This window comes from Streptomyces sp. RKAG293 (assembly GCF_023701745.1).
Lineage (GTDB): Bacteria > Actinomycetota > Actinomycetes > Streptomycetales > Streptomycetaceae > Actinacidiphila.
Genome location: NZ_JAJOZB010000001.1, coordinates 1294804 through 1314246 on the forward strand (window position 1 = coordinate 1294804; position 19443 = coordinate 1314246).

Annotated in this window: 21 protein-coding genes, 2 pseudogenes and 2 riboswitches; of the genes and pseudogenes, 18 read left to right on the forward strand and 5 right to left on the reverse strand. The window is 71.9% G+C overall.

What is annotated here, in order from left to right; genetic code table 11:
* Positions 1–39: 39 nt before the first annotated feature.
* From LNW72_RS05705 to LNW72_RS05730, 6 genes are all read left to right on the forward strand, one after another.
* A complete protein-coding gene (locus LNW72_RS05705) occupies positions 40–540 on the forward strand; it encodes a molybdopterin-dependent oxidoreductase (protein ID WP_250974362.1) in 501 nt (166 codons plus the stop codon).
* 5 nt (positions 541–545) lie between these two features.
* Positions 546–1070 carry a hypothetical protein gene (locus tag LNW72_RS05710; RefSeq protein WP_250974363.1) on the forward strand — a complete coding sequence of 175 codons (525 nt, stop codon included), beginning with the start codon at positions 546–548 and terminating at the stop codon, positions 1068–1070.
* Between the two features lie 99 nt (positions 1071–1169).
* Entirely contained in the window at positions 1170–1565 is a 396-nt protein-coding gene (locus tag LNW72_RS05715; RefSeq protein ID WP_250974364.1) for a helix-turn-helix transcriptional regulator, read from the forward strand.
* Between the two features lie 108 nt (positions 1566–1673).
* Positions 1674–2486 carry a molybdate ABC transporter substrate-binding protein gene (modA, locus tag LNW72_RS05720; protein WP_250974365.1) on the forward strand — a complete coding sequence of 271 codons (813 nt, stop codon included), beginning with the start codon at positions 1674–1676 and terminating at the stop codon, positions 2484–2486.
* 105 nt (positions 2487–2591) lie between these two features.
* Positions 2592–4547, forward strand: a complete 1956-nt coding sequence (locus tag LNW72_RS05725; protein ID WP_250974366.1) for an ABC transporter permease — start codon at positions 2592–2594, stop codon at positions 4545–4547.
* 116 nt (positions 4548–4663) lie between these two features.
* Positions 4664–5410: a cobalt-precorrin-6A reductase gene (locus tag LNW72_RS05730; RefSeq protein WP_250974367.1), complete on the forward strand. Its 747-nt coding sequence runs from the start codon at positions 4664–4666 to the stop codon at positions 5408–5410.
* Between the two features lie 12 nt (positions 5411–5422).
* Here LNW72_RS05730 and cobF read toward each other — a convergent pair whose 3' ends face one another.
* Complete coding sequence (gene cobF, locus LNW72_RS05735; RefSeq protein ID WP_250974368.1) at positions 5423–6211, reverse strand: precorrin-6A synthase (deacetylating); 789 nt, start codon at positions 6209–6211, stop codon at positions 5423–5425.
* Between the two features lie 81 nt (positions 6212–6292).
* Positions 6293–6784: a DUF4430 domain-containing protein gene (locus LNW72_RS05740; RefSeq protein WP_250974369.1), complete on the reverse strand. Its 492-nt coding sequence runs from the start codon at positions 6782–6784 to the stop codon at positions 6293–6295.
* 152 nt (positions 6785–6936) lie between these two features.
* A riboswitch (cobalamin riboswitch) is annotated at positions 6937–7095 on the reverse strand.
* A gap of 146 nt (positions 7096–7241) precedes the next feature.
* Positions 7242–7431, forward strand: a riboswitch (cobalamin riboswitch).
* A 184-nt stretch (positions 7432–7615) separates the two neighbouring features.
* On the opposite strand from LNW72_RS05740, the gene metE reads away from it, so the two are divergent.
* From metE to LNW72_RS05755, 3 genes are all read left to right on the forward strand, one after another.
* Complete coding sequence (gene metE / locus LNW72_RS05745) at positions 7616–9934, forward strand: 5-methyltetrahydropteroyltriglutamate--homocysteine S-methyltransferase (protein WP_250974370.1); 2319 nt, start codon at positions 7616–7618, stop codon at positions 9932–9934.
* A gap of 217 nt (positions 9935–10151) precedes the next feature.
* A complete protein-coding gene (locus tag LNW72_RS05750) occupies positions 10152–10562 on the forward strand; it encodes a hypothetical protein (RefSeq protein ID WP_250974371.1) in 411 nt (136 codons plus the stop codon).
* Between the two features lie 100 nt (positions 10563–10662).
* On the forward strand, positions 10663–10857 hold the full coding sequence (locus LNW72_RS05755) for an antitoxin (protein WP_250974372.1): 195 nt from the start codon (positions 10663–10665) through the stop codon (positions 10855–10857).
* Positions 10858–10873: 16 nt separating this feature from the next.
* Here LNW72_RS05755 and LNW72_RS05760 read toward each other — a convergent pair whose 3' ends face one another.
* Positions 10874–11212 (reverse strand): DUF5990 family protein, encoded by a 339-nt coding sequence (locus LNW72_RS05760; RefSeq protein ID WP_250974373.1) that lies wholly within the window; start codon positions 11210–11212, stop codon positions 10874–10876.
* A gap of 238 nt (positions 11213–11450) precedes the next feature.
* Between LNW72_RS05760 and LNW72_RS05765 the strand changes: the two genes are divergently transcribed.
* The 7 genes and pseudogenes from LNW72_RS05765 (at position 11451) to LNW72_RS05795 (ending at position 17221) form a co-directional block, all read left to right on the forward strand.
* Positions 11451–12005, forward strand: coding sequence for a CAP domain-containing protein (locus LNW72_RS05765; protein ID WP_250974374.1), 555 nt, complete (start codon positions 11451–11453; stop codon positions 12003–12005).
* Positions 12006–12126: 121 nt separating this feature from the next.
* Positions 12127–12597, forward strand: coding sequence for an Asp23/Gls24 family envelope stress response protein (locus tag LNW72_RS05770; RefSeq protein ID WP_250974375.1), 471 nt, complete (start codon positions 12127–12129; stop codon positions 12595–12597).
* A 34-nt stretch (positions 12598–12631) separates the two neighbouring features.
* A pseudogene (locus LNW72_RS05775) lies at positions 12632–12823 on the forward strand (hypothetical protein); the annotation flags it as partial.
* Positions 12824–13253: 430 nt separating this feature from the next.
* Positions 13254–14000, forward strand: coding sequence for a GntR family transcriptional regulator (locus tag LNW72_RS05780; protein ID WP_250974376.1), 747 nt, complete (start codon positions 13254–13256; stop codon positions 13998–14000).
* Positions 14001–14162: 162 nt separating this feature from the next.
* Positions 14163–14411, forward strand: coding sequence for a hypothetical protein (locus LNW72_RS05785; protein WP_138354456.1), 249 nt, complete (start codon positions 14163–14165; stop codon positions 14409–14411).
* Positions 14412–14421: 10 nt separating this feature from the next.
* Positions 14422–15669 carry a flotillin family protein gene (locus LNW72_RS05790; RefSeq protein ID WP_250974377.1) on the forward strand — a complete coding sequence of 416 codons (1248 nt, stop codon included), beginning with the start codon at positions 14422–14424 and terminating at the stop codon, positions 15667–15669.
* Positions 15670–15919: 250 nt separating this feature from the next.
* Entirely contained in the window at positions 15920–17221 is a 1302-nt protein-coding gene (locus LNW72_RS05795) for a phosphodiester glycosidase family protein (RefSeq protein WP_250974378.1), read from the forward strand.
* A 30-nt stretch (positions 17222–17251) separates the two neighbouring features.
* On the opposite strand, the gene LNW72_RS05800 is transcribed toward LNW72_RS05795, so the two are convergent.
* Positions 17252–17791: a universal stress protein gene (locus LNW72_RS05800; protein ID WP_250974379.1), complete on the reverse strand. Its 540-nt coding sequence runs from the start codon at positions 17789–17791 to the stop codon at positions 17252–17254.
* Between the two features lie 151 nt (positions 17792–17942).
* Here LNW72_RS05800 and LNW72_RS05805 point away from each other — a divergent pair, with 151 nt between their 5' ends.
* A complete protein-coding gene (locus LNW72_RS05805; protein ID WP_250974380.1) occupies positions 17943–18146 on the forward strand; it encodes a hypothetical protein in 204 nt (67 codons plus the stop codon).
* Positions 18143–18454, forward strand: a pseudogene (locus tag LNW72_RS05810) (NAD(P)-binding protein); the annotation flags it as partial. The gene LNW72_RS05805 and the pseudogene LNW72_RS05810, both read left to right, overlap by 4 nt.
* A 181-nt stretch (positions 18455–18635) precedes the next feature.
* Here LNW72_RS05810 and LNW72_RS05815 read toward each other — a convergent pair.
* Positions 18636–19217: a hypothetical protein gene (locus LNW72_RS05815; RefSeq protein WP_250974381.1), complete on the reverse strand. Its 582-nt coding sequence runs from the start codon at positions 19215–19217 to the stop codon at positions 18636–18638.
* Positions 19218–19443 lie beyond the last annotated feature (226 nt).

Below are 19443 nucleotides of genomic sequence, written 5' to 3' on the forward strand. Positions count from 1 at the left end.
TGAGCAGCCGCCGCGTGCACCGCCCGGAGGGGGAATCGGATGAGCCGACCCAGTACGCCGCAGCGCGCCGCGCCGCCGCGCACCCGGTCCTTCCTCCTGCGGGGCGAGGTGCACCGGCCGGTCACCCTGACCGTCGCCGATCTGCGGAACGGCTGGGAGCAGCACCGGGCCGACGTGGTCTTCGACTGCGCGACCAACGGGCCGCAGCACCACCGCTTCGAGGGGCCGCTGCTGCGGGAGGTCGTCTCCGCCGCGGAGCCCGCCTTCGACGCCCGGCGGCGTAAGGACCGCTCGCGTTTCCTGCTGACGGTCACCGGCGGGGACGGGCACCACACGGTGCTGTCCTGGGCGGAGATCGACGCCGACTTCGGGGACACCCCCATCCTGCTGGCCACCCTCCTGGACGGCGGGGCGCTGGACGAGTCCGGCAGCCAGCTGGTGGTGCCCTCCGACCGCTGCGGGGCCCGCTACATCAGCGCCATCAGCAGCGTATGGGTCGGGGCCTGCCCCTCGCCCGACGCATCCGCGGCCAGGGGATAGGGCGGGTGTCGCCGGACAACGGTGCCGGACCCCGGGACGGGGCCGCCGCACAGAGCGCCGAGGCCACCCATGCGTGGGACGACTTCCTGCGGGCCGACATCATCGAGGAGCCGGGCGTGGCCTACGCCGCCGCGCTCCTGGGGCCGGACGGACGGTATCTGCACACCGCGGCGGCGTCGGCCGGGGACGACGGGTCGGGGTACTTCCGCCAGGAGGACGCCCTGGCCGCCCTGTCCGTGCGGGCCGCCGCCCGCGGCGGACCCCCGGTCACCGAGCCCTTCTCCCTGAGCGGGCGCCGGGTGACGATCGGCCCGATCGCCGGTGACGCCGACCTGTGGGCGGCGCCGCTGATCTGTGAGCGCACCGGTCTCAATGTCGGGGTCATGGGCGGCACCCCCCGGGGATATTTGGTCGTCGCCCTCTGCCATCCCATGAGTGACGACATTCCCGTGCCGGGCGTCTACGGCGCGGAGATCTCCACCTGGAGTGTTTTCCAGAGCCGGATCGGACTGGCGCTTCTCACCGCCTGACCACCGCCATTGGACCTTTCACTAAAGGGTGGGGCAGTTGCCATGGAGATTCGCATCATGAATTGCAAATGCCATGGAATTGCCCCTACCGTGTCGCACATGCAGTCCTACACGATTGGTCAGGCGGCGCGCCTGCTGGGTGTGAGTCCGGATACCGCGCGCCGCTGGGCGGACGCCGGCCGGGTGACGACCCACCGCGACGACGGCGGCCGCCGACTGATCGACGGCCGGGACCTGGCCGCGTTCTCCATCGAGATCGCCCAGACAGGCACCGGTGAGGAGGACACCTCCTACACCTCCGCCCGCAACGCGTTCCCCGGCATCGTCACCGCGGTCAAGCTCGGCGACGTCGCCGCCCAGGTGGAGATCCAGGCCGGTCCGCACCGGCTGGTGTCCCTGCTGACCCGTGAAGCCGTCGAGGAACTCGGCCTGGAGGTCGGCATGCGGGCCACCGCCCGCGTGAAGTCCACCAGCGTGCACATCGACCGCACCTGACCCACCGCTCCAACCAGCGGCGTCGTCCGTCCCCGACGCGGCCCCCACCACCCGCTCGGGCGACACCGGTCGGCCCGAACAGCCACGTCACCAGGGAGTCCAACCCTCATGTCCTTTGCCTTCAACAGACGCCGCGCCGCTGCCGCGATCGTGACCGCCGCCCTGTTCGTTCCGCTCGTGGCGGCCTGCGGCAGTGACGACAAGAAGGACGCCGGTTCCACCGCGACCCCGTCCGCCAGCACCTCCGGTGCGCCCAAGGCCGCGCTGACGGTGCTGGCCGCCTCCTCGCTGACCGATGTGTTCAAGACCGCAGGCGCCGCGTACGAGAAGAGCCACCCGGGCACGACGGTGAAGTTCTCCTTCGCCGGCTCGCAGGAACTCGCCGCGCAGGTCAAGCAGGGCGCGCCGGCCGACGCCCTGGTGACCGCCGACACCAAGACCATGGACGGCCTGAAGTCCGACACCGGCACCCCGGCCATCATTGCCAAGAACCGCCTGGTGATCGCCACCGGTGAGGGCAACCCGCTGAAGATCACGGCCCTCAAGGACCTGGCCGACACCAAGTTCAAGGTCGTCCTCGCCGCACCCGCCGTCCCCGTCGGCCGGTACAGCAAGCAGGTCCTCGACGCGCAGAAGCTCGTGGTCAAGCCGGTCTCGCAGGAGCCGAACGTCCGCGCCGTGCTGAGCAAGGTCGAGCTCGGCGAAGCCGACGCCGGCATCGTCTACGCGACCGACGCCGCGACCGCCACGAACAAGGTCGACGCCATCGAGATCCCCGACGCGCAGAACGCCGTCGCCTCGTACCCGGCCGCTACCTTGAAGACCACGAAGAACAGCGAGGCCGCCGCCGCGTTCGTGGCCTGGCTGAGCACCCCCGAAGCGCAGAAGATCCTGCAGGCGGCGGGCTTCCAGCAGCCGTAGTCCTGTGCGGGAAGCGGCAGCTCCCCCTGCCGTGAGGGCTGTCCGGGTCGGGGGACCGGACAGCCCTGTGACTGCCTTCGCCTGCCCCGATCCCAGGAACCGCCGATGACACGCATCCGCAGCCGAGCACGCGGCGCGCGCACCCCGGTCGCGCTGGCGCTGCCCGCACTGCTCGCGATCGCGTTCCTGCTGATGCCGCTGATCGGCATCCTCTACCGCACCGACTGGGGTGACATCGGCACCCATCTGACCAGCCCCGACGTCACCACGGCGCTGAGGCTGTCGCTGCTGGTGTCGTTCTGGGCCCTGGGCCTGTCGCTCCTGCTCGGGGTGCCGCTGGCATGGCTGCTGGCCCGGGTCGACTTCCCCGGCAAATCACTGGTGCGCTCCCTCGTGCTGCTGCCGATGGTGCTGCCGCCCACCGTGGGCGGTGTCGCGCTGCTGCTCGGCTTCGGCCGACGGGGGCTGCTCGGGCCGTGGTTGGAGAACACGTTCGGGATCGTGCTGCCGTTCCACACCTCCGGAGCGGTGGTCGCGGCGACCTTCGTGGCGATGCCGTTCCTGGTCATCAGCCTGGAGGGGACCCTGGCGGGGCTGCGCCCGAGCTACGAGGAGACCGCCGCCTCACTGGGCGCCGCGCCCGTGCGGGTGTTCTTCACCGTCACGCTGCCCATGGTCGCCCCCGGCCTGGTGGCGGGCGCGGCGCTGACCTGGGCGCGCGCCCTGGGCGAGTTCGGCGCGACCATCACCTTCGCGGGCAACCTCCCCGGCACCACCCAGACACTGCCCCTCGAGGTCTATCTGCTCCTGCAGGACTCACCCGAAGCCGCCACGTCCGTCTCCCTGTTGCTGCTCGTCATCGCGATGGCCGTACTGATCGCGCTGCGCGGCCGCTGGGCCGGCGGGGCGGTGGCCCGGGAGAGCAGCTCGAAGCGACCCGTGGACGACGGCCCGCCGCCGGCCGATCCGTTGACGAGCACCCCCTCGGACGGCTTTCCCGACCCGAAGTCCTCGGCCGCACCGGACCGGTGGTCGCTGCACACCGACGTCACCGGGTTCAACCAGCTGACCCTGGACGCGGAGCCCGGCACCACCATTGCCATCGTCGGACCCAACGGCGCCGGAAAGACCACGCTGCTGCGCGCCCTCCTCGGCCTCACCCCCCGCGCGCACGCCGAACTGCGCCTCGGCAGCACCGATGTCACGAACCTGCCGCCGCACAAGCGCGGTGTCGCGTGGGTCCCGCAGGACGGTGCGCTGTTCCCGCATCTGACCGCGCTGTCCAACACCGCCTACGGTCTGCGCACCCATCACGTCCCGCGCTCCGATGCACGCCGCACCGCCCAGCAGTGGCTCGACCGGCTCGGCGTCGGCCATCTCGCCCACCGCAGACCCGCGCAGCTCTCCGGCGGGCAGGCCCAGCGCGTCGCCCTCGCCCGCGCACTCGCCGCCCGACCCCGGCTGCTGCTGCTCGACGAACCGCTGGCCGCCCTCGACCAGACCACGCGGGCCCATGTCCGGCACACGCTGCGCACCCACCTCGACGGGTTCGGCGGCGTCTGTCTGATCGTCACTCACGACCCCGTCGAAGCGGTCGCCCTCGCCGACCGGGTGCTCGTCCTCGAGGACGGCCGCGCCCTCCAGGACGCGTCGCCCGCCGACGTGACCCGGCATCCCCGCTCCCCGTGGGTGGCCCGGATGCTCGGCCGCAACGCGTGGCCCGGTACGGCGACCACCAGCGGCCTCGCGCTGGCCGGCGGCGGACAGCTCGTCGTCGCCGACACCCTCACCGAGGGGGCGCGGGCGCTGGCGATCATCGCGCCGGAGGCGGTCTCCGTGCACCGCGACAAACCCGCCGGCAGTCCCCGCAACGTCTGGCCCGGCACGATCCGTGAGATCACCTCCGCCGGCAGCCGGCTGCGCCTTCTCGTCACCTCCGACCAGGCACCCGACCTCGTCGCCGAGATCACCCACCAGGCCGCCGCAGAACTCGGCCTCACCGACGGCACCTCGGTCTGGACCAGCGTCAAGGCCACCGAGGTCACCCTCGTCACGCTCTGAGCCGACCGCGCTGCCCGGCAGTGCCCGGCCCTGACGGATAAACTGCGACGCCGTCCCCCGCCCGTGCCCCACCGCGGCGGACCCACCGGCCGCTGCGAGGGAAGTGAACGGCGAACGTGACACGACATGTGCTCATCCTGGGCGGCACCACTGAAGCGCGCCGGCTCGCGGCGGCGCTGGCCGCCGATCCCGCGCTGCGGGTGACCAGCTCGCTGGCGGGACGGGTGGCCGAACCGCGGCTGCCCGCCGGCGAGGTGCGGATCGGCGGGTTCGGGGGCACGGACGCGCTGGGCCGCTGGCTGGCCGAGCACGCGGTGGACGCGCTGATCGACGCCACCCACCCCTTCGCCGGCACCATCAGCTTCCACGCCGCGGAGGCCGCGGCGTCCGCCGGGATCCCGCTGCTCGCGTTGCGGCGGCCCGGCTGGCTGGGGGGCCCGGACGACCGCTGGCACCCCGCGGATTCCCTGGCCGGGGCCGCCGCGCTGCTCCCGGGGCTGGGCCGGCGGATCTTCCTGACCACGGGCCGGACGGGGCTGGCCGCGTTCGCAGCCACGACCGGTCTGTGGTTCCTGGTCCGCTCGGTCGACGCCCCGGAGCCACCACTGCCGGAGCCCTCGGAAGTACTGCTCGACCGGGGGCCCTTCACCCTCGAAGGGGAGGCGGAACTGCTGCGCCGCCACCGCATCGACGTCCTCGTCACCAAGGACAGCGGCGGACCGGCCACCGCGGCGAAGCTCACCGCCGCCCGCGAGGCCGGGGTTCCGGTCGTCGTCGTCCGCCGTCCGCCGGTGCCCGACGGGGTGCCCGTGGCCGCGACCCCTGAGGAAGCGGCCGCGTGGCTGCACGAGGTGCCGGCGTAGCCCGCAGCCGGGTCAGCCGTCGTCGCGGTCGCCTGCGGGGGTTCTGCGCAGCAGATAGGTGTCCATGATCCAGCCCTTGCGGGCGCGGGCCTCGGCGCGCAGCGTCTGGATGCGGTCCGAGACGTCGGGCAGCGGTCCCGCGACGAGGATCTCGTCCGGTGTGCCCAGGTACGCGCCCCAGTAGATCGTGACGTCGTCCCCGCCGTCCGGAAGGTGCGCGAAGGCCTGGTGCGCGTCGAGCATGACGACGACGTCGTCGGCCCCTTCGGGGAAGCCCGCGGCCAGCTGCCTGCCGGTGGTGATCTGCACGGGCCGCGCGGGGCGGTTCAGCCCGGTCCGGTGCTTGGCGGCCAGCGCCGCGACGCTGCTGATGCCGGGGATCACCTCGTAGTCGAACGCGACCGTCCCGCGGCCGAGAACGTCCTCCAGGATGCCCAGGGTGCTGTCGTACAGGGCGGGATCGCCCCACACCAGGAAGGCGCCGCACTCGTCGTCCGCCAGCTCCGAGGTGATGAAGTGCTCGTAGATGTCGGCCCGGCGATGGCGCCAGTCACCGACGGCCGACGCGTAGACCGGTGACGGCGCCGTACGGTCCCGGTCCGGGTCCTGGGCCGACACCAGCCGGTGCGGGCGCGTCACATGCTGTTCGATGATGTCGTGGCGCAGCTGGACCAGGTCCGACTTCTCCTCGCCCTTGTCCAGCACGAAGAACACGTCGGCCTGATTGAGCGCCTTGACCGCCTGCAGCGTCAGATGGTCCGGGTCGCCCGCGCCGATACCGATGACAAAGATCTTTCTCACGGCATCGAGTCTGCACCATGCGGTCGGGGCGTGACGCCGCCGGGGGCGGCCTGCGGGCTGCCGCCCCCGGCGGGCCGGGGGTCAGAACGCGGTCAGGGTGAAGACGACCTTGTCACCGGTCCTGATACGGAACTGGCAGCCGCCCACGGGGGTCGGCGTGCCGTTGACGGAGATGTTCCAGTACTCGCTCGCGCCCGCCGTGTCGGCGGCTATGCGGCTGACCGCGTAGTCGTCGAACGAGGGGTACCAGGTGCCGTCCCAGGAGAAGTGCGCCCGTCTCGCCGCGTCGTCGAGCGCCGCGGTCGGGGTGGCCACCCGGCCCGGGTTGGCGCCGCCGTTGGTCCCGTCGCACCGGTGCGTGCCACCGGTGGCGGTCGTGACGTCATGGCCGCTGGTCAGAACGATGCCGTTGAAGACCGTGTGGGTGGTGTCGACGACCGTGACCCGGACGAGCACGGGAAGCGAGGCGGCGGTGGCCGGAGTGGCGGACGCGGCGGACGCCGAGGGAGCGATCGCCGTGAAGGCGAGAGCGGCGGCGGCCAGGGCGATGCGCCGGGATGCGGTACGCAGCACGATATGGAGAGCCTTTCGTACGGGGCCGGCGCCGGGACCCCGCACGTGTCCCCCACGGCACGTCGAACCCCTGGCGCGTTCCATGAAGGAAGCGGCAGGGGCCGGAGAACCAGGAGGGGTTCGGGCTCCACGCTGCAGACCATGACAGTGAGAAGCAGTGCACGTCGTACGGCGGGCTCTCCGGCTCGCAGCGCGGAACGCTGCTCACGGTTGCAGGTCAGCGCCGGATTCCCACCGGCTTTCCCCACTCGCGGACGCATGAAATTGTCGGCCCCGCCGCCCGTCGGACGGCCGGAACCGGTCGCATCGTACGGCCCGCCGCGCCTCGCGCACCACCCCTGTTTCCGGGTACTCGAGCGGGCCACGGGGCGGGACGAGCCGGTGTCCCATTTCACCGTCCGGTAGCTGAACAATGCTGACCCGGCGGCCCCTTTGGCCATAGGCTGGACGGTGCAGCTGGTTCGCCCTGTCCGCCAGACAGGCGCGTCGTAAGAGGGAACCCGGTGGAATTCCGGGACTGCCCCGCAGCGGTGAGTGGGAACGACCGCCGTCATACGCACTGGGACCCGAGCCGGGATCTGGGAAGCGACGGCCAGTAGGTGTCTCGTGTCCGTACGAGACGCGCCCGCGAGTCCGAAGACCTGCCACTGCCCGCGCGCCCCCAACGGCGCACGGTGATTCCGGAGACCTCGAGGGCGGGTCGGAGTACACATCAGGCGGGCACGTGCGGCGTTCCGGCGCTTCAGCGACGTGATCCCGTCCGGTCTGTGGTCCCTTCGCGCCGTCGATTCTCCCGGGGTCCTATGGGAGACACTCGCGAAGGAGAGTTCCATGACCAGCACGTCCGCCACCGCACGCTCGACCGTGCACGGCTACCCCCGGCAGGGCCGGAACCGGGAGCTGAAGAAGGCGATCGAGGGCTACTGGAAGGGCGACGTCGGTGCTGACGCCCTGCGGGACGCCGCCGCTGAGCTGCGCCGCACCAACTGGCGGCAGCTCGCCGACGCCGGCATCCAGGAGGTCCCGACCGGCGACTTCTCGTACTACGACCACGTCCTGGACACCAGCGTCATGGTCGGCGCGATTCCGGCCCGGCACCGCGCCGCGGTCGCCGCCGACGCCCTGGACGGCTATTTCGCGATGGCCCGCGGCACGCAGGACGTCGCGCCGCTCGAGATGACCAAGTGGTTCGACACCAACTACCACTACCTGGTGCCCGAGCTGGGCCCGGACACCGTCTTCAGCGCCGACTCGACCCAGCAGGTCGCCGAGCTGAAGGAAGCGCTCGCCCTCGGCCTCTCCGCGCGCCCGGTCCTCGTCGGTCCGGTCACCTACCTCCTGCTCGCCAAGCCCGCCCCCGGCGTCGCGGCGGACTTCGAACCGCTGACGCTCCTCGACCGGCTGCTGCCCGTGTACGCCGAGGTGCTCGCGGATCTGCTCGCCGCAGGGGCCGAGTGGGTGCAGCTCGACGAGCCGGCCCTGGTCCAGGACCGCACCCCGGGTGAACTCAACGCCGCCGCGCGCACCTACCGTGTGCTGGGCGGTCTCACCGACCGGCCGAAACTGCTGGTCGCGTCCTACTTCGACCGGCTGGGCGAGGCCCTGCCGATCCTCGCCAAGGCGCCCATCGACGGGCTGGCGCTGGACTTCACCGGTCCGGCCGCGGCCAACCTCGACGACCTCGCGGCCGTCGGCGGGCTGCCCGGCAAGCGCCTGCTGGCGGGTGTCGTCAACGGCCGCAACGTCTGGATCAACGACTACGAGAAGTCGCTGTCCGTCCTCGGCACGCTCCTCGGGCTGGCCGAGCGGGTCGACGTCGCCTCCTCCTGCTCCCTGCTGCACGTCCCGCTGGACGCCACGGCCGAGCGCGACATCGACCCGCAGATCGCCCGCTGGCTGGCCTTCGCCCGGCAGAAGACCGCCGAGATCGTCACCCTGGCGCGCGGACTGTCCCAGGGCACCGACACGATCGCGGCCGAACTCGCCGCCAACCGGGCCGACCTGGCCTCCCGGGCCGGTTCCGCCCTCACCAACGACCCGGCCGTCAGAACCCGCGCCGCGGCCGTCACCGACAGCGACGCCCGCCGCTCCCAGCCCTACGAGGAACGGGCCGCCGCCCAGCGCGCCCACCTCGGGCTGCCGCTGCTGCCGACGACCACGATCGGCTCGTTCCCGCAGACCACCGAACTGCGCACCGCACGGGCCGAGCTGCGGGCCGGGCGCATCGACACCGCCGCGTACGACGCCCGTATCGAGGCCGAGATCCGCGAGGTCCTCTCCTTCCAGGAGAAGGCCGGCATCGACGTCCTGGTGCACGGCGAGCCCGAACGCAACGACATGGTGCAGTACTTCGCCGAGCAGCTGACCGGCTACCTCGCCACCCAGCACGGCTGGGTCCAGTCCTACGGGACCCGCTACGTCCGGCCGCCGATCCTCGCCGGGGACATCTCCCGCCCCGAGCCGATGACGGTCCGCTGGACACGGTTCGCCCAGTCCCTCACCACCCGCCCGGTCAAGGGCATGCTGACCGGGCCCGTCACCATGCTGGCCTGGTCCTTCGTCCGTGACGACCAGCCGCTCGGCGACACCGCCCGCCAGGTCGCGCTCGCCCTGCGCGACGAGGTCGACGATCTGGAGGCGGCGGGCAGTTCGGTGATCCAGGTGGACGAGCCCGCGCTGCGCGAGACGCTGCCGCTGCGCGCCGACGGCCATGCCGAGTACCTTGGCTGGGCGACCGAGGCCTTCCGCCTCACCGCCGGCGGGGTCCGTCCCGACACCCAGATCCACACCCACATGTGCTACGCGGAGTTCGGTGACATCTTCCAGGCCATCGACGATCTCGACGCCGACGTCATCAGCCTGGAAGCCGCCCGTTCCCACATGCAGGTCGCGGGCGAGCTGGCCACCGCCGGCTATCCGCGCGAGGTCGGTCCGGGCGTCTACGACATCCACTCCCCCCGGATCCCCAGCGCGGCGGAGGCGGCGGCCCTGCTCCGCAAGGGCCTTGAGGCGATTCCCGCCGAACGGCTCTGGGTCAACCCGGACTGCGGTCTGAAGACCCGCGGCTGGCCGGAGGTCAGGACTTCCCTGGAGAACCTCGTCACCGCCGCCCGCGAGGTGCGGAGCACGCTGCCCAGCGCGACCTCCTGACGCGGCCGTGGCCGGGGCGGACACCCCAGGGTGCCCGCCCCGGCCGCGCGCTAGCGCAGTGCCGCCCGCCGTTCCGTACGGGACCGTCCCGGTTCATCCTTTCGGGTTAAGCAAGGAATGTTTGTCCCGGACCGCATCCGGAGGGGCGCTCTGATGGGGGCGCCGCGCCGACCGTCGTGGACGCGGCCCGGACAGCGATCGAACGAGGTGCGGGGGAATGGGCTCTGTTGCTCTGGGCGTCTGGCTGCTCACCGCCTCCCTGGGGGCATATCTGTTCACGATCTGGCTGCGCCACGGTGGCCTGCGGCAACGCGAGGCCGGCATCACCCGGTTACCGGTCTCGCTGATCCTGGGGCACATCCTGCTGGCCGTGGTCGGCCTGGCCGCGTGGACGGTCTTCCTCTTCGGCGATCTGATGGCCTCCGCGTGGGCGGCCTGCGGTGTCGTGCTCGTCGTGGCGTCCCTGGGCCTGATGATGCTGTTCCGCTGGCTGCCCAGCCCCGGTCGCCATGCGCACGGCGAGCGGACCGCCGAGCGGCACTTCCCCGTCACGGCGGTCGTCGCTCACGGCATCTGCGCGGTCGTCACCGTCCTCCTGGTGCTGGCGGTGGCGGTCCACTCGGCCTGAGCGCCCGGCCCGGGCCGACCCGAAGCGTTACGCCCGTAATGCGAACCCTGTCCTCTGCGTAGATCCTGAAGATGTTGTCCATCACGCGAGGAGGTCCGCCATGTCCATGCTCGACAAAATCAAAGGCATGCTCAAGGGTCACGAGGATCAGGCGAAGCAGGGTGTCGAGAAGGCCGGTGACCTCGTCGACAAGAAGACACAGAACAAGTACAGCGGCCAGGTCGACACGGCTCAGGAGAAACTGAACGAGCAGATCGGCGGCACCCGTCCGCCCACCGACGAGGCGGGTCGGTAGCCGGCCGGCGCACCTGTCAGCGACTGGCGACAACGCTCCAGGTCACCCGGGGCGGGTGAACGGAGGCACACAGGGGCAGGCCGAAGCCGTCGGTCAGTCCCAGGTCCGCCCGCAGGCAGCCGCCGCCGTCGCGGGCGGCCGCCAGGTTCCCGGCGGGAATGTCGCCCAGGTGGAGCTTGGCCCGGCGGAACATCGCGAACGCTCCGCCGGGCGGCTGTTCGCCCCACGTCAGATAGAGGAACCGGCCGCCGCGGCGGCCCTGGGCATGGGGCCCGCGGAAGTCGGCCGTTCCGTCCGGCGCGGTGACCAGGGTGACGGCGGTCTCGAAGACCACCTCAGCGGCGTCCGCCGACACCACGGCGTCCGGTACCGCCCCCGCTGGATCCCGACATGGACGTCCCTGTGGTCGCCACAGGCGGCCCCGGGCAGCTCCCGGCCCACGATCCGCACCAGTACCTCTGCCATCGCCTCAGCCCTCAGTCCTCAGTCCTCAGTCCTCAGTCCTCAGCCTCACCCGGATCCTCGTCCGCGCGTCCCGGACACGACGTGTCCACCGTACGGCGAGCCACTGACAGACCCGGAAGGTACGCCCCGTGAACCCCGACTCCGGGTCCCCGCCGCCGTCTCCCGTCGAACCGCCCCGGCGGCGCCGGTCGCGCACCGCGGCATGGGTGGTGGCCGCGGGCCTCATCGCCGCCACCGCAGGGAGCTACAGCGCCGCGGCGGCCCCGCGCCCGGCCGTCACGGGTACCTCCCTGGCCGGCACGGACTGGCGGGCCCAGCAGATCGTGGGCATCGTCAACGTGGAACGCCGGAAACACGGCTGCCGGCGTGTCACGGCGAACGGGAAACTCACGGCGGCCGCCAGGGCGCACTCCGACGACATGGCGGCCCGCGGCTACTACGAGCACGCGACGCCCGACGGTCAGGACCCAGGCAACCGGCTGACCTCCGCCGGGTATCCGTGGACGCGGTGGGGCGAGAACATCGGCAGGGGCGCCAAGGACCCGCGAGCGGCCATGACCGCGTGGATGAAGAGCGCCGCCCACCGTTCCAACATCCTGAACTGCGCGTTCAAGGAGATCGGCGTCGGCGTGAGCATGCGCCCGAACGGCCCATGGTGGACCCAGGACTTCGCCGCCCGCTGACCCCGTCCGACACCCCCGGAGCGCCGCACTCCGACCGACCCCCGACCGCTCTCCGCGCGCGGTGGCGGCGACCCGTGCTTAGCGTGGGACGTAGAGCAGCCCAACGAAGGGACGACTCACCATGAGCGACAGCACAGCGCGGACCAAGCCCGAGCCCGACCGCCCCAACCCCGGGAGCAAGCCACCGCGCGGCGATGCGGGAGGGCGCGGCCGGACCACCATCGCCGACGGCGTGGTGGAGAAGATCGCCGGTCTGGCCGCCCGCGATGTCGTGGGTGTGCACGCCCTGGGCACCGGCTTCGCCCGCACCTTCGGCGCCGTGCGCGACCGGGTGCCGGGCAGCGCGAAATCCGTCACCCGTGGGGTGAAGGCGGAGGTCGGCGAGACGCAGACCGCCCTCGACCTCGACCTCGTCGTGGACTACGGCGTGTCCATCGTCGATGTCGCCAACGCGGTGCGGGAGAACGTGATCGCCGCGGTCGAGCGGATGACGGGACTCGAGGTCGTCGAGGTCAACATCGCGATCGGCGACGTCAAGCTGCCGGACGAAGAGGACGACGACGAGGACGAGCGGGAGCAGCGGGTCCAGTGAGCGGCGGACCGGCGCGGGAGACGGCGGGCGGACGATGAACACGCCGCTGGTCGGCCTGGGCGTGGGAATGGCCCTGGCGTTCGCCGGGTACTTCGGCGGGTTCGGTGCGTTCCTGCTCGTGGCGGCGCTCGGCGCCATCGGCTTCGTGGCAGGGAAGTTCCTGGACGGGGACCTCGATACCGACGAGTTCTTCCGCAGCCGGAGCCGCGACGGCGACCGCGACCGCAGCGGCACCAGCACCGGCAACCGCACCCGCGACCGGGGCCGTGACCGGGACGGCGACCGCCTGCGCTGAGCGGTTCGGCACGGGCCGGCGCCGAGGGGTTCCCCGGCGCCGGCCCGGCCGGCAAGCGCTCTCAACCGCAGCCGCGAACCTCACGGAACGTGCGCACGGCCGGGCCTCCGGCCGGGCGCGCACCGACCCTTACGCCCTCGGCAATGTGCTGGTCACCTTGCGGGGTCCCGCTTCGCCCTGCTCAATCAGCGACAAACCGCGGGGCGCCGCGGATCGGGTCCGGTGACTGCGAGTTCGCGCCAATACCTGGCGTACCGACGAGTAATGCTCGCCACAGGTATAGACCAATGATAAATATGGGGAACGGATCTCACATGTGCGATCACCATGCGTCACTCCCGATGGGAAGGGATCACCCGCTGTGCCCCGTTCCTCCCGCTCCGCCCCGCCCGCCCGTCCGCTCTACCAGCGGATCGCCGACCAACTCCAGGCCGAGCTCGACAAGGGCCGCATAGCCCCGGGAGACCGACTGCCCGCAGAGCGGCTGCTGGCCGACCGCTTCGGCGTCAACCGGCAGACCGTACGCCAGGCCCTGCAGCTCCTGCGCGACCGCGGCATGGTGACCACCGGACGCAGAGGCACCCGCGCCGCGGTCGTCCCGGTGGCGCTGCCGGGTCAGTTGATCGATACGGCGCCCGTCACGCCCGAGGGGATCGACGACGACCTCGGCGTGCTGCGCACCGCGCCCGCCCCCGTCGACATCTCCTGCCTGCTCGGCCTCACCCCCGGCACGCCCACCCTCGTCCACCAGCGGGTCGAGCAGGCGCCCGGGGCCCAGTTGGCGAACGCGACGTCGTACTTCTCGCCGGTCGCGCTCGCCGAGATCCCGCGGCTGGCCGAACACCGCCGCGCCTCGTCCGAGCCCCACCGCGGCAACCTGCGCGGCCTGTACCAGTGGATGATCGACGCCGATCTGCGCCCCCACCGGCGCGACACCATCGATCTCACCCCGGTCCACAACCCCCGGCCGGCCGCCCCGGACCACGCGAAGCTGACCATCCGCCGGACCATCGCCGATCAGCACGGCCGCGTCCTGGAGGTCACCGACCTCCAGCTGCCACCCGGCCCGGCCCAACTCGTCTACGACTTCGCCCTCCCCGTCACCTGACCGGCGGGCGCCACGAGCTCCGTCCCAGACGCCCTACGCAGGGCCGCCGACCCGCTCGGACCTCCCCCTATACGACCCACCGGGTCCCCGAGGATAGGCCGCCGGTGGCATGAGGACTATGGTCGATATCCCAGGACCACTACGACGAAGGGGCAGTCGGCAATGGCGCAGGACGAGGCCGTTATCGGCTGCACGGGGGAACTTCTGATCGCCACGCGTGGATCCGCCGGACCCGGCGAGATCCTGGTGCGCGTCAGAGGGGGAACCGAGACCTTCCTCGCCTGGTCCGAGGAGCCCCTGCCGCGCGGGACGACCGTGCTCGTCATCGAGTCCCGCGGGACCCGGCAGGTCGGCGTCATCGAGTGGGCAGATCCCCTGGATGCGTTGGGCGGCGTCACCGACGCCCCTTAAAGGAGACGAAATGTTCGGTTATCGCGTTCCCGCCCCCGACGAGGCGATGCTGATTTCAGGCGGCAGGCGGGGACTGGAAGGTGCGCCGTTCCGCGTGGTGACCGGCCACGGAAAGTTCGTGCTCCCCGTCTTCCGCAAGACCCGCTTCCTCACCCTGGCGATGTGCGAGGCCGAGGTCGCCGAGACCTGTGTGACCAAGCAGGGGATCGCGCTGACGGTCCGGGCCGTGATCGCCTTCAAGGTGGGCAACGACCGGGAGAGCATTGTCAACGCCGGTCAGCGGTTCCTCTCCGACCAGGACCAGATGTCGGTACTGACCGGCCGGATCTTCGCCGGTCATCTGCGCTCCATCATCGGCTCGATGACGGTCGAGGAGATCGTCACCGAACGGCAGAAGCTCGCCACCGAGGTCCTGGAGACCTCCAAGACCGAGATGGCGAAGATCGGTCTGACCGTCGACTCGCTGCAGATCCAGTCGATCGACGACGGCAACACCGGATACATCGCCGCGATGGCGGCGCCGCACAAGGCCGCCATCCAGCGGCAGGCCCAGATCGCCCAGGCGCAGGCCACCCAGGCCTCGGTGGAGGCGGAGCAGGTGGCCGCACGGAACCAGGCCGAGTACGCCCGGCAGACCGCCGTGGTCAAGGCCGAGTACTCGGCCCAGGTGGACCGCGCGCAGGCGGAGTCCGCTCAGGCCGGCCCGCTGGCGATGGCCCACGCACAGCAGGAAGTGCTCATCGCCCAGACCGAACTGGCCCAGCGCCAGGCCGAGCTCCGGCAGCAGCAGCTGCGGGCAGAGATCGTGAAGCCCGCCGAGGCCGAGGCCGAACGGATCAAGGTGCTGGCGATCGCCGAGGCCGAGCGGATGAAGATCCAGGCCGAGGCCGCGGCCTCGTACGACCGGGTGGCACTGGACCGGATGCTGATCGACCAGCTGCCGCTTATCGTCAAGGAGGCCGCCGGCGGCCTCGCCGGGGCCAACGTCAACGTCCTCAACGGCGCCGACGGCCTCAGTGAGATCGCGGCGGGACTGGTCGGCCAGGGGCTGACCATCCTGGACTCCGTCCGCAAGAACCTGAGCGGCTCCACCGAGTACCCCCGTCCGGGCAAGGACAACGGCCTGCTCGAACTGCAGGGTTACCTGAAGCCGGCCGCCGGCCCCACGGAGCCGGTCAAGCCGAAGCCCACCGAGAAGGACACCGACAAGGACACCGGCCGGGACAAGCCGACCGACGGCCCGATCACGATCGACTAAGGCCTTAGGGGCAGCGCGCCACCGGGCGCGGCCGGACTCCAGGAAGGGACCGGCGGACAGGAGTTGATGCTCCGTCCGCCGGTCCCTTCGGCATGTCCGGCACGGCAGGACGCTTGGCCGCGCTACGCCAACAGCGGGAACGGGGCGGCGGACGCGCCGGAGGGCGGACGCGATCGGGAAGAGTGACCGAGCGGTCCACCGCACACGTGTCACCCCACACCTCGACGCACAGGCAAGAAAGGTCCGGCCCATGCCCCGCACCACCTCGCGCCTGCCCGCCCGTCCGTCCTCCGGCTCCCGCCGGCACTCCCGGCCCGGGAGCCGCTTACGTACGGCGGTCGTCGTGACCGCCGCCTGGAGCGCCCTGTTCGTCATGGCGGTGCCCGGGAGCGCCGACGCCGTTCCGGGTCCGCTGTTCGCGGACGCGACGTATCCAGCGCCCGGCGTGCGGTACGAGACGTTCTCGGTGGCCGCGTCCCACGGCACGGCGCACGGCCACCTCCTGACGGTCGATCTGGACGACGCCCGTGTGAAGGTCGAGCTGCTGCGGCCCGGCACGAGCGGCGCGGTGACCGGCATCCGGGCGCCGGTGTCCCGGCTGGCCGACGCGCGCGGCGCGGTCGCCGCCGTCAACGGCGATTTCTTCGACATCACCGAGGACGAGCACCCGGGCGTGCGGCCGACCGGTTCCGCCGTGGGCCCTGCCGTCGCGGACGGGCGGCCGCTCAAGGCCGCTGTTCCGGACGGCCAGCGCTACGGCCCCGCGCTGGTGCCGGGAGCGACCGGCGAGGACGTGCTGGGCATCGGCGCCGACGGCACGGCCCGGCTGGACCGGCTGCGGCTGCGCGGCACCGTCGTCACCCCGCCCGGGACATGGGAGCTCGCCGGCTTCAACCAGTACGCGCTGCCCGTGAACGGCATCGGCGCGTACACCTCGGCCTGGGGACCCGCCTCCCGCGAACGCGCCGCATGCGGAACCGACGACGTTCGCGCCGCCCCCTGCGGCACCGACCCCTACGAGGTGACGGTGCACAACGGCCGCGTCACCTCGGTCTCGACCACCCTGGGCGAAGGCCTCGTCCCGCGCGGGACGGTCGTCCTGGTGGGGCGCGAGGCCGGCGCCCGCGTACTGCGCAAGCTGCGGCCCGGTGACCCCGTAGCCGTCCGGCACCGCCTCCGGGCCACCGGACGCGTCCCGCTGACCTTCGCGATCGGCGGGTATCCGGTCCTGCGCGACGGCGTCCCCCTGGACGGCCTCGACGAGACCGTCGCCGCCACCCGGACCGCCGCCGGATTCAGCCGCCACGGCCACCGGTTGTATCTGCTGGCCCTGGACGGCGGCGCCGAACACGACGACGGACTGACCCTCGGCGAACTGGCCCGACTGCTGCGCGCCCTCGGAGCCGACGGCGCCGTCGACCTCGACGGAGGAGGCTCGTCCACCCTCGTCACCCGGCTCCCGGACGCCGCGCACAGCACGGTGCGGAACCATCCGTCCGGCGTGCCCGAACGCCCGGTGCCGAACGGGATCGGCGTGATCTCCTCCGCGTGACGCCGACACAGCCCGCCCGCGCCCGCACGTTCACGCCCCGTGGTGCTCCGGACCGTGGTGCGGCGGACCGTGGTGCGGTGGCGGGGGGCCGGTCGGTGGGGGCGGGATCGAGCCGAGACCGGGGGCGGGTTCGGGCCACACCAGCAGGACGGGACAGGGCGCGTGGTCGACGACGAACCGGCCGTCGCGCCCCAGACTGCGGGGCCCCAGCCGGTGGAGGTCGCCGTCCCGCGCGCAGATCAGCAGTTCGGCGCCCTCCGCCGCCCGGACCACCTCGCGCGCGATGCGCCCGTGGACCTGCAGCCGGGCCGCGGGCCGGCCGAGCCGGTCGGCCGCCGCTTCCAGGAGTTCGGCACCGGCCGTCGCCGACAGCTCCTCCAGATAGTCGCCCGGATCGCGCTCACGGTGACCGCGGCCGAGCAGACCCGCGAACGCGCCGTGCGCGGCGGCCTCGACGTCGTCACCGGTGACGTGGAGCAGGGTGAGTTCGGCCGAGTCGGGGACGTGCGAGCGGGCGGCGTCCACGGTCGCCTGCCAAGCGCCCTCGGTGATCCAGATGATCGTGGTCACGGGTCGTCGGGCCTCCGGTCGTCGAACTTCCGGTCGTCTGCGGCGCCACCCACACTGCCACAGCGACGGCCGGCTCAGCGGGAGCGGCGTCCCTTAGCCTGTAAGGGCTATGGCGCACGCCGGGCGGTGAGCGGAGTGTCGGAGTATGCAGATGAAGCAGATGACGAGGAACCCGTGGCTCCTGCTCGCCCTGCCGCTCATTCCCCTGGTGGCCCTGCTGCGGCGGTTCCGGCGCCGGGTGCGGCCGGGCGGTGGCGGTCCCGGCGGTCCGCCGCCCGCCGGCGTCCGCGAACCGCGCCGGCCGAAGCCGTCCCTCCCCGCGGCGGCGCTGTCCCGGTCGGAGCCGGGTGCGTGACGCCCCCGACCGGTGACGACGCGCCCGCGGACCACGTCGACGTGCTGATCGTCGTCGGTGCCGGCCTGTCCGGCATCGGCGCCGCCTGCCACCTCCGCCGGGAGACCCCGGACAGGACGTTCGCGGTCCTGGAGGCCAGGGACGCGATCGGCGGCACCTGGGACCTGTTCCGCTACCCCGGCATCCGCTCCGACTCCGACATGCAGACGCTGGGCTACACGTTCCGGCCCTGGACCGGCGCCAAGGCGATCGCCGACGGGGACGCGATCCGCGAGTACGTCCGCGACACCGCCCGCGAGCACGGCGTGGACGGCGATCGCGCCCTGGCGGCTGTACCAGAACTACCCGCGCGACATCCTGATGCTGCGGCGCGGCCGACTGGAGGACGCCGGCATCCGCTTCAGCCGCCGGCCGGCCCTCGAGCCACGGCCCCCGGCTCAGAAACTCCCGTATTTTACCTGCCAGGTGGGCAGGCCCATCCGGCGCCAGCTACTCCACTTTGAGCGCCGCCATACGTTCGCGGCGTTCGACAATCCAGGCCGGGAGGCGGTGGCCTCTTGCATTGCGCGGCCAGTCGTCAGCTGCAGCGTGTACCTCCTTGACGAGCGCTGGAAGGCGGTGAGTCACCTCCTGGAACCAGCTCGGAATCCACTCGGCGAGTTCGCCGAGAGTCAGGTTGTTCTTCACACTGTTCACGCGCGCACAGCACAGCACCACATTGCCGACCACGTAGCCCTTGGACGAATCGACTCGGTCGATCGAGACGCCGTATGGATTGCGGCCGATGCCGTACCCCGTCAACATGGGCTTGCCTGTGTAGAAGCACGCGGCTCCCTGCCAGTGCCAGAGAGCCGCGAGGTAGCCGTTCGGCAAGTCGTACTCAAGCAGTTGGCGGCTGGGACGCATCCCGCGCTCGCCGCTGGCCAGGCGGCGCTGTCGGTCGTTGAAGTAGGACTCCGGTGTGGCTCCGAGCGCTTTCCTCGCATCCTTCGCGCGGCATGCCCGGCAGATGGACAGTCGCCGAGCGTCAATGCGCCCCCGCACAAAGGGGAATTGGTCCTTGAGTTGCACGGTGTCGCATCTGCGACACCGTGAGCGCTCATCGTCCACCCGTTCGGGAGGAACGCCTCGCGACAGGTGGGACACAAGACCCATCTTCTTCAGTCGATACGCAACGGTCTTGTGAGCGCAACCCACGACGGCGGCGATCTCCCGGTTCGTCAGCCCCTTGTCGTAAGAGGCACGAAGCTTCTTCGACAGGCCAGGGAGCCGCTGGTGACGGCACTCCTTGCACTTG

What these genes read in the sequence shown, in the direction of transcription:
- LNW72_RS05705 (WP_250974362.1), top strand. Translation starts at nt 40, where the DNA reads ATGAGCCGACCCAGTACGCCGCAGCGCGCCGCGCCGCCGCGCACCCGG.
- LNW72_RS05715 (WP_250974364.1), top strand. Translation starts at nt 1,170, where the DNA reads ATGCAGTCCTACACGATTGGTCAGGCGGCGCGCCTGCTGGGTGTGAGT.
- modA (WP_250974365.1), top strand. Translation starts at nt 1,674, where the DNA reads ATGTCCTTTGCCTTCAACAGACGCCGCGCCGCTGCCGCGATCGTGACC.
- LNW72_RS05725 (WP_250974366.1), top strand. Translation starts at nt 2,592, where the DNA reads ATGACACGCATCCGCAGCCGAGCACGCGGCGCGCGCACCCCGGTCGCG.
- metE (WP_250974370.1), top strand. Translation starts at nt 7,616, where the DNA reads ATGACCAGCACGTCCGCCACCGCACGCTCGACCGTGCACGGCTACCCC.
- LNW72_RS05750 (WP_250974371.1), top strand. Translation starts at nt 10,152, where the DNA reads ATGGGCTCTGTTGCTCTGGGCGTCTGGCTGCTCACCGCCTCCCTGGGG.
- LNW72_RS05755 (WP_250974372.1), top strand. Translation starts at nt 10,663, where the DNA reads ATGTCCATGCTCGACAAAATCAAAGGCATGCTCAAGGGTCACGAGGAT.
- LNW72_RS05770 (WP_250974375.1), top strand. Translation starts at nt 12,127, where the DNA reads ATGAGCGACAGCACAGCGCGGACCAAGCCCGAGCCCGACCGCCCCAAC.
- LNW72_RS05785 (WP_138354456.1), top strand. Translation starts at nt 14,163, where the DNA reads ATGGCGCAGGACGAGGCCGTTATCGGCTGCACGGGGGAACTTCTGATC.
- LNW72_RS05790 (WP_250974377.1), top strand. Translation starts at nt 14,422, where the DNA reads ATGTTCGGTTATCGCGTTCCCGCCCCCGACGAGGCGATGCTGATTTCA.
- LNW72_RS05795 (WP_250974378.1), top strand. Translation starts at nt 15,920, where the DNA reads ATGCCCCGCACCACCTCGCGCCTGCCCGCCCGTCCGTCCTCCGGCTCC.
- LNW72_RS05805 (WP_250974380.1), top strand. Translation starts at nt 17,943, where the DNA reads ATGAAGCAGATGACGAGGAACCCGTGGCTCCTGCTCGCCCTGCCGCTC.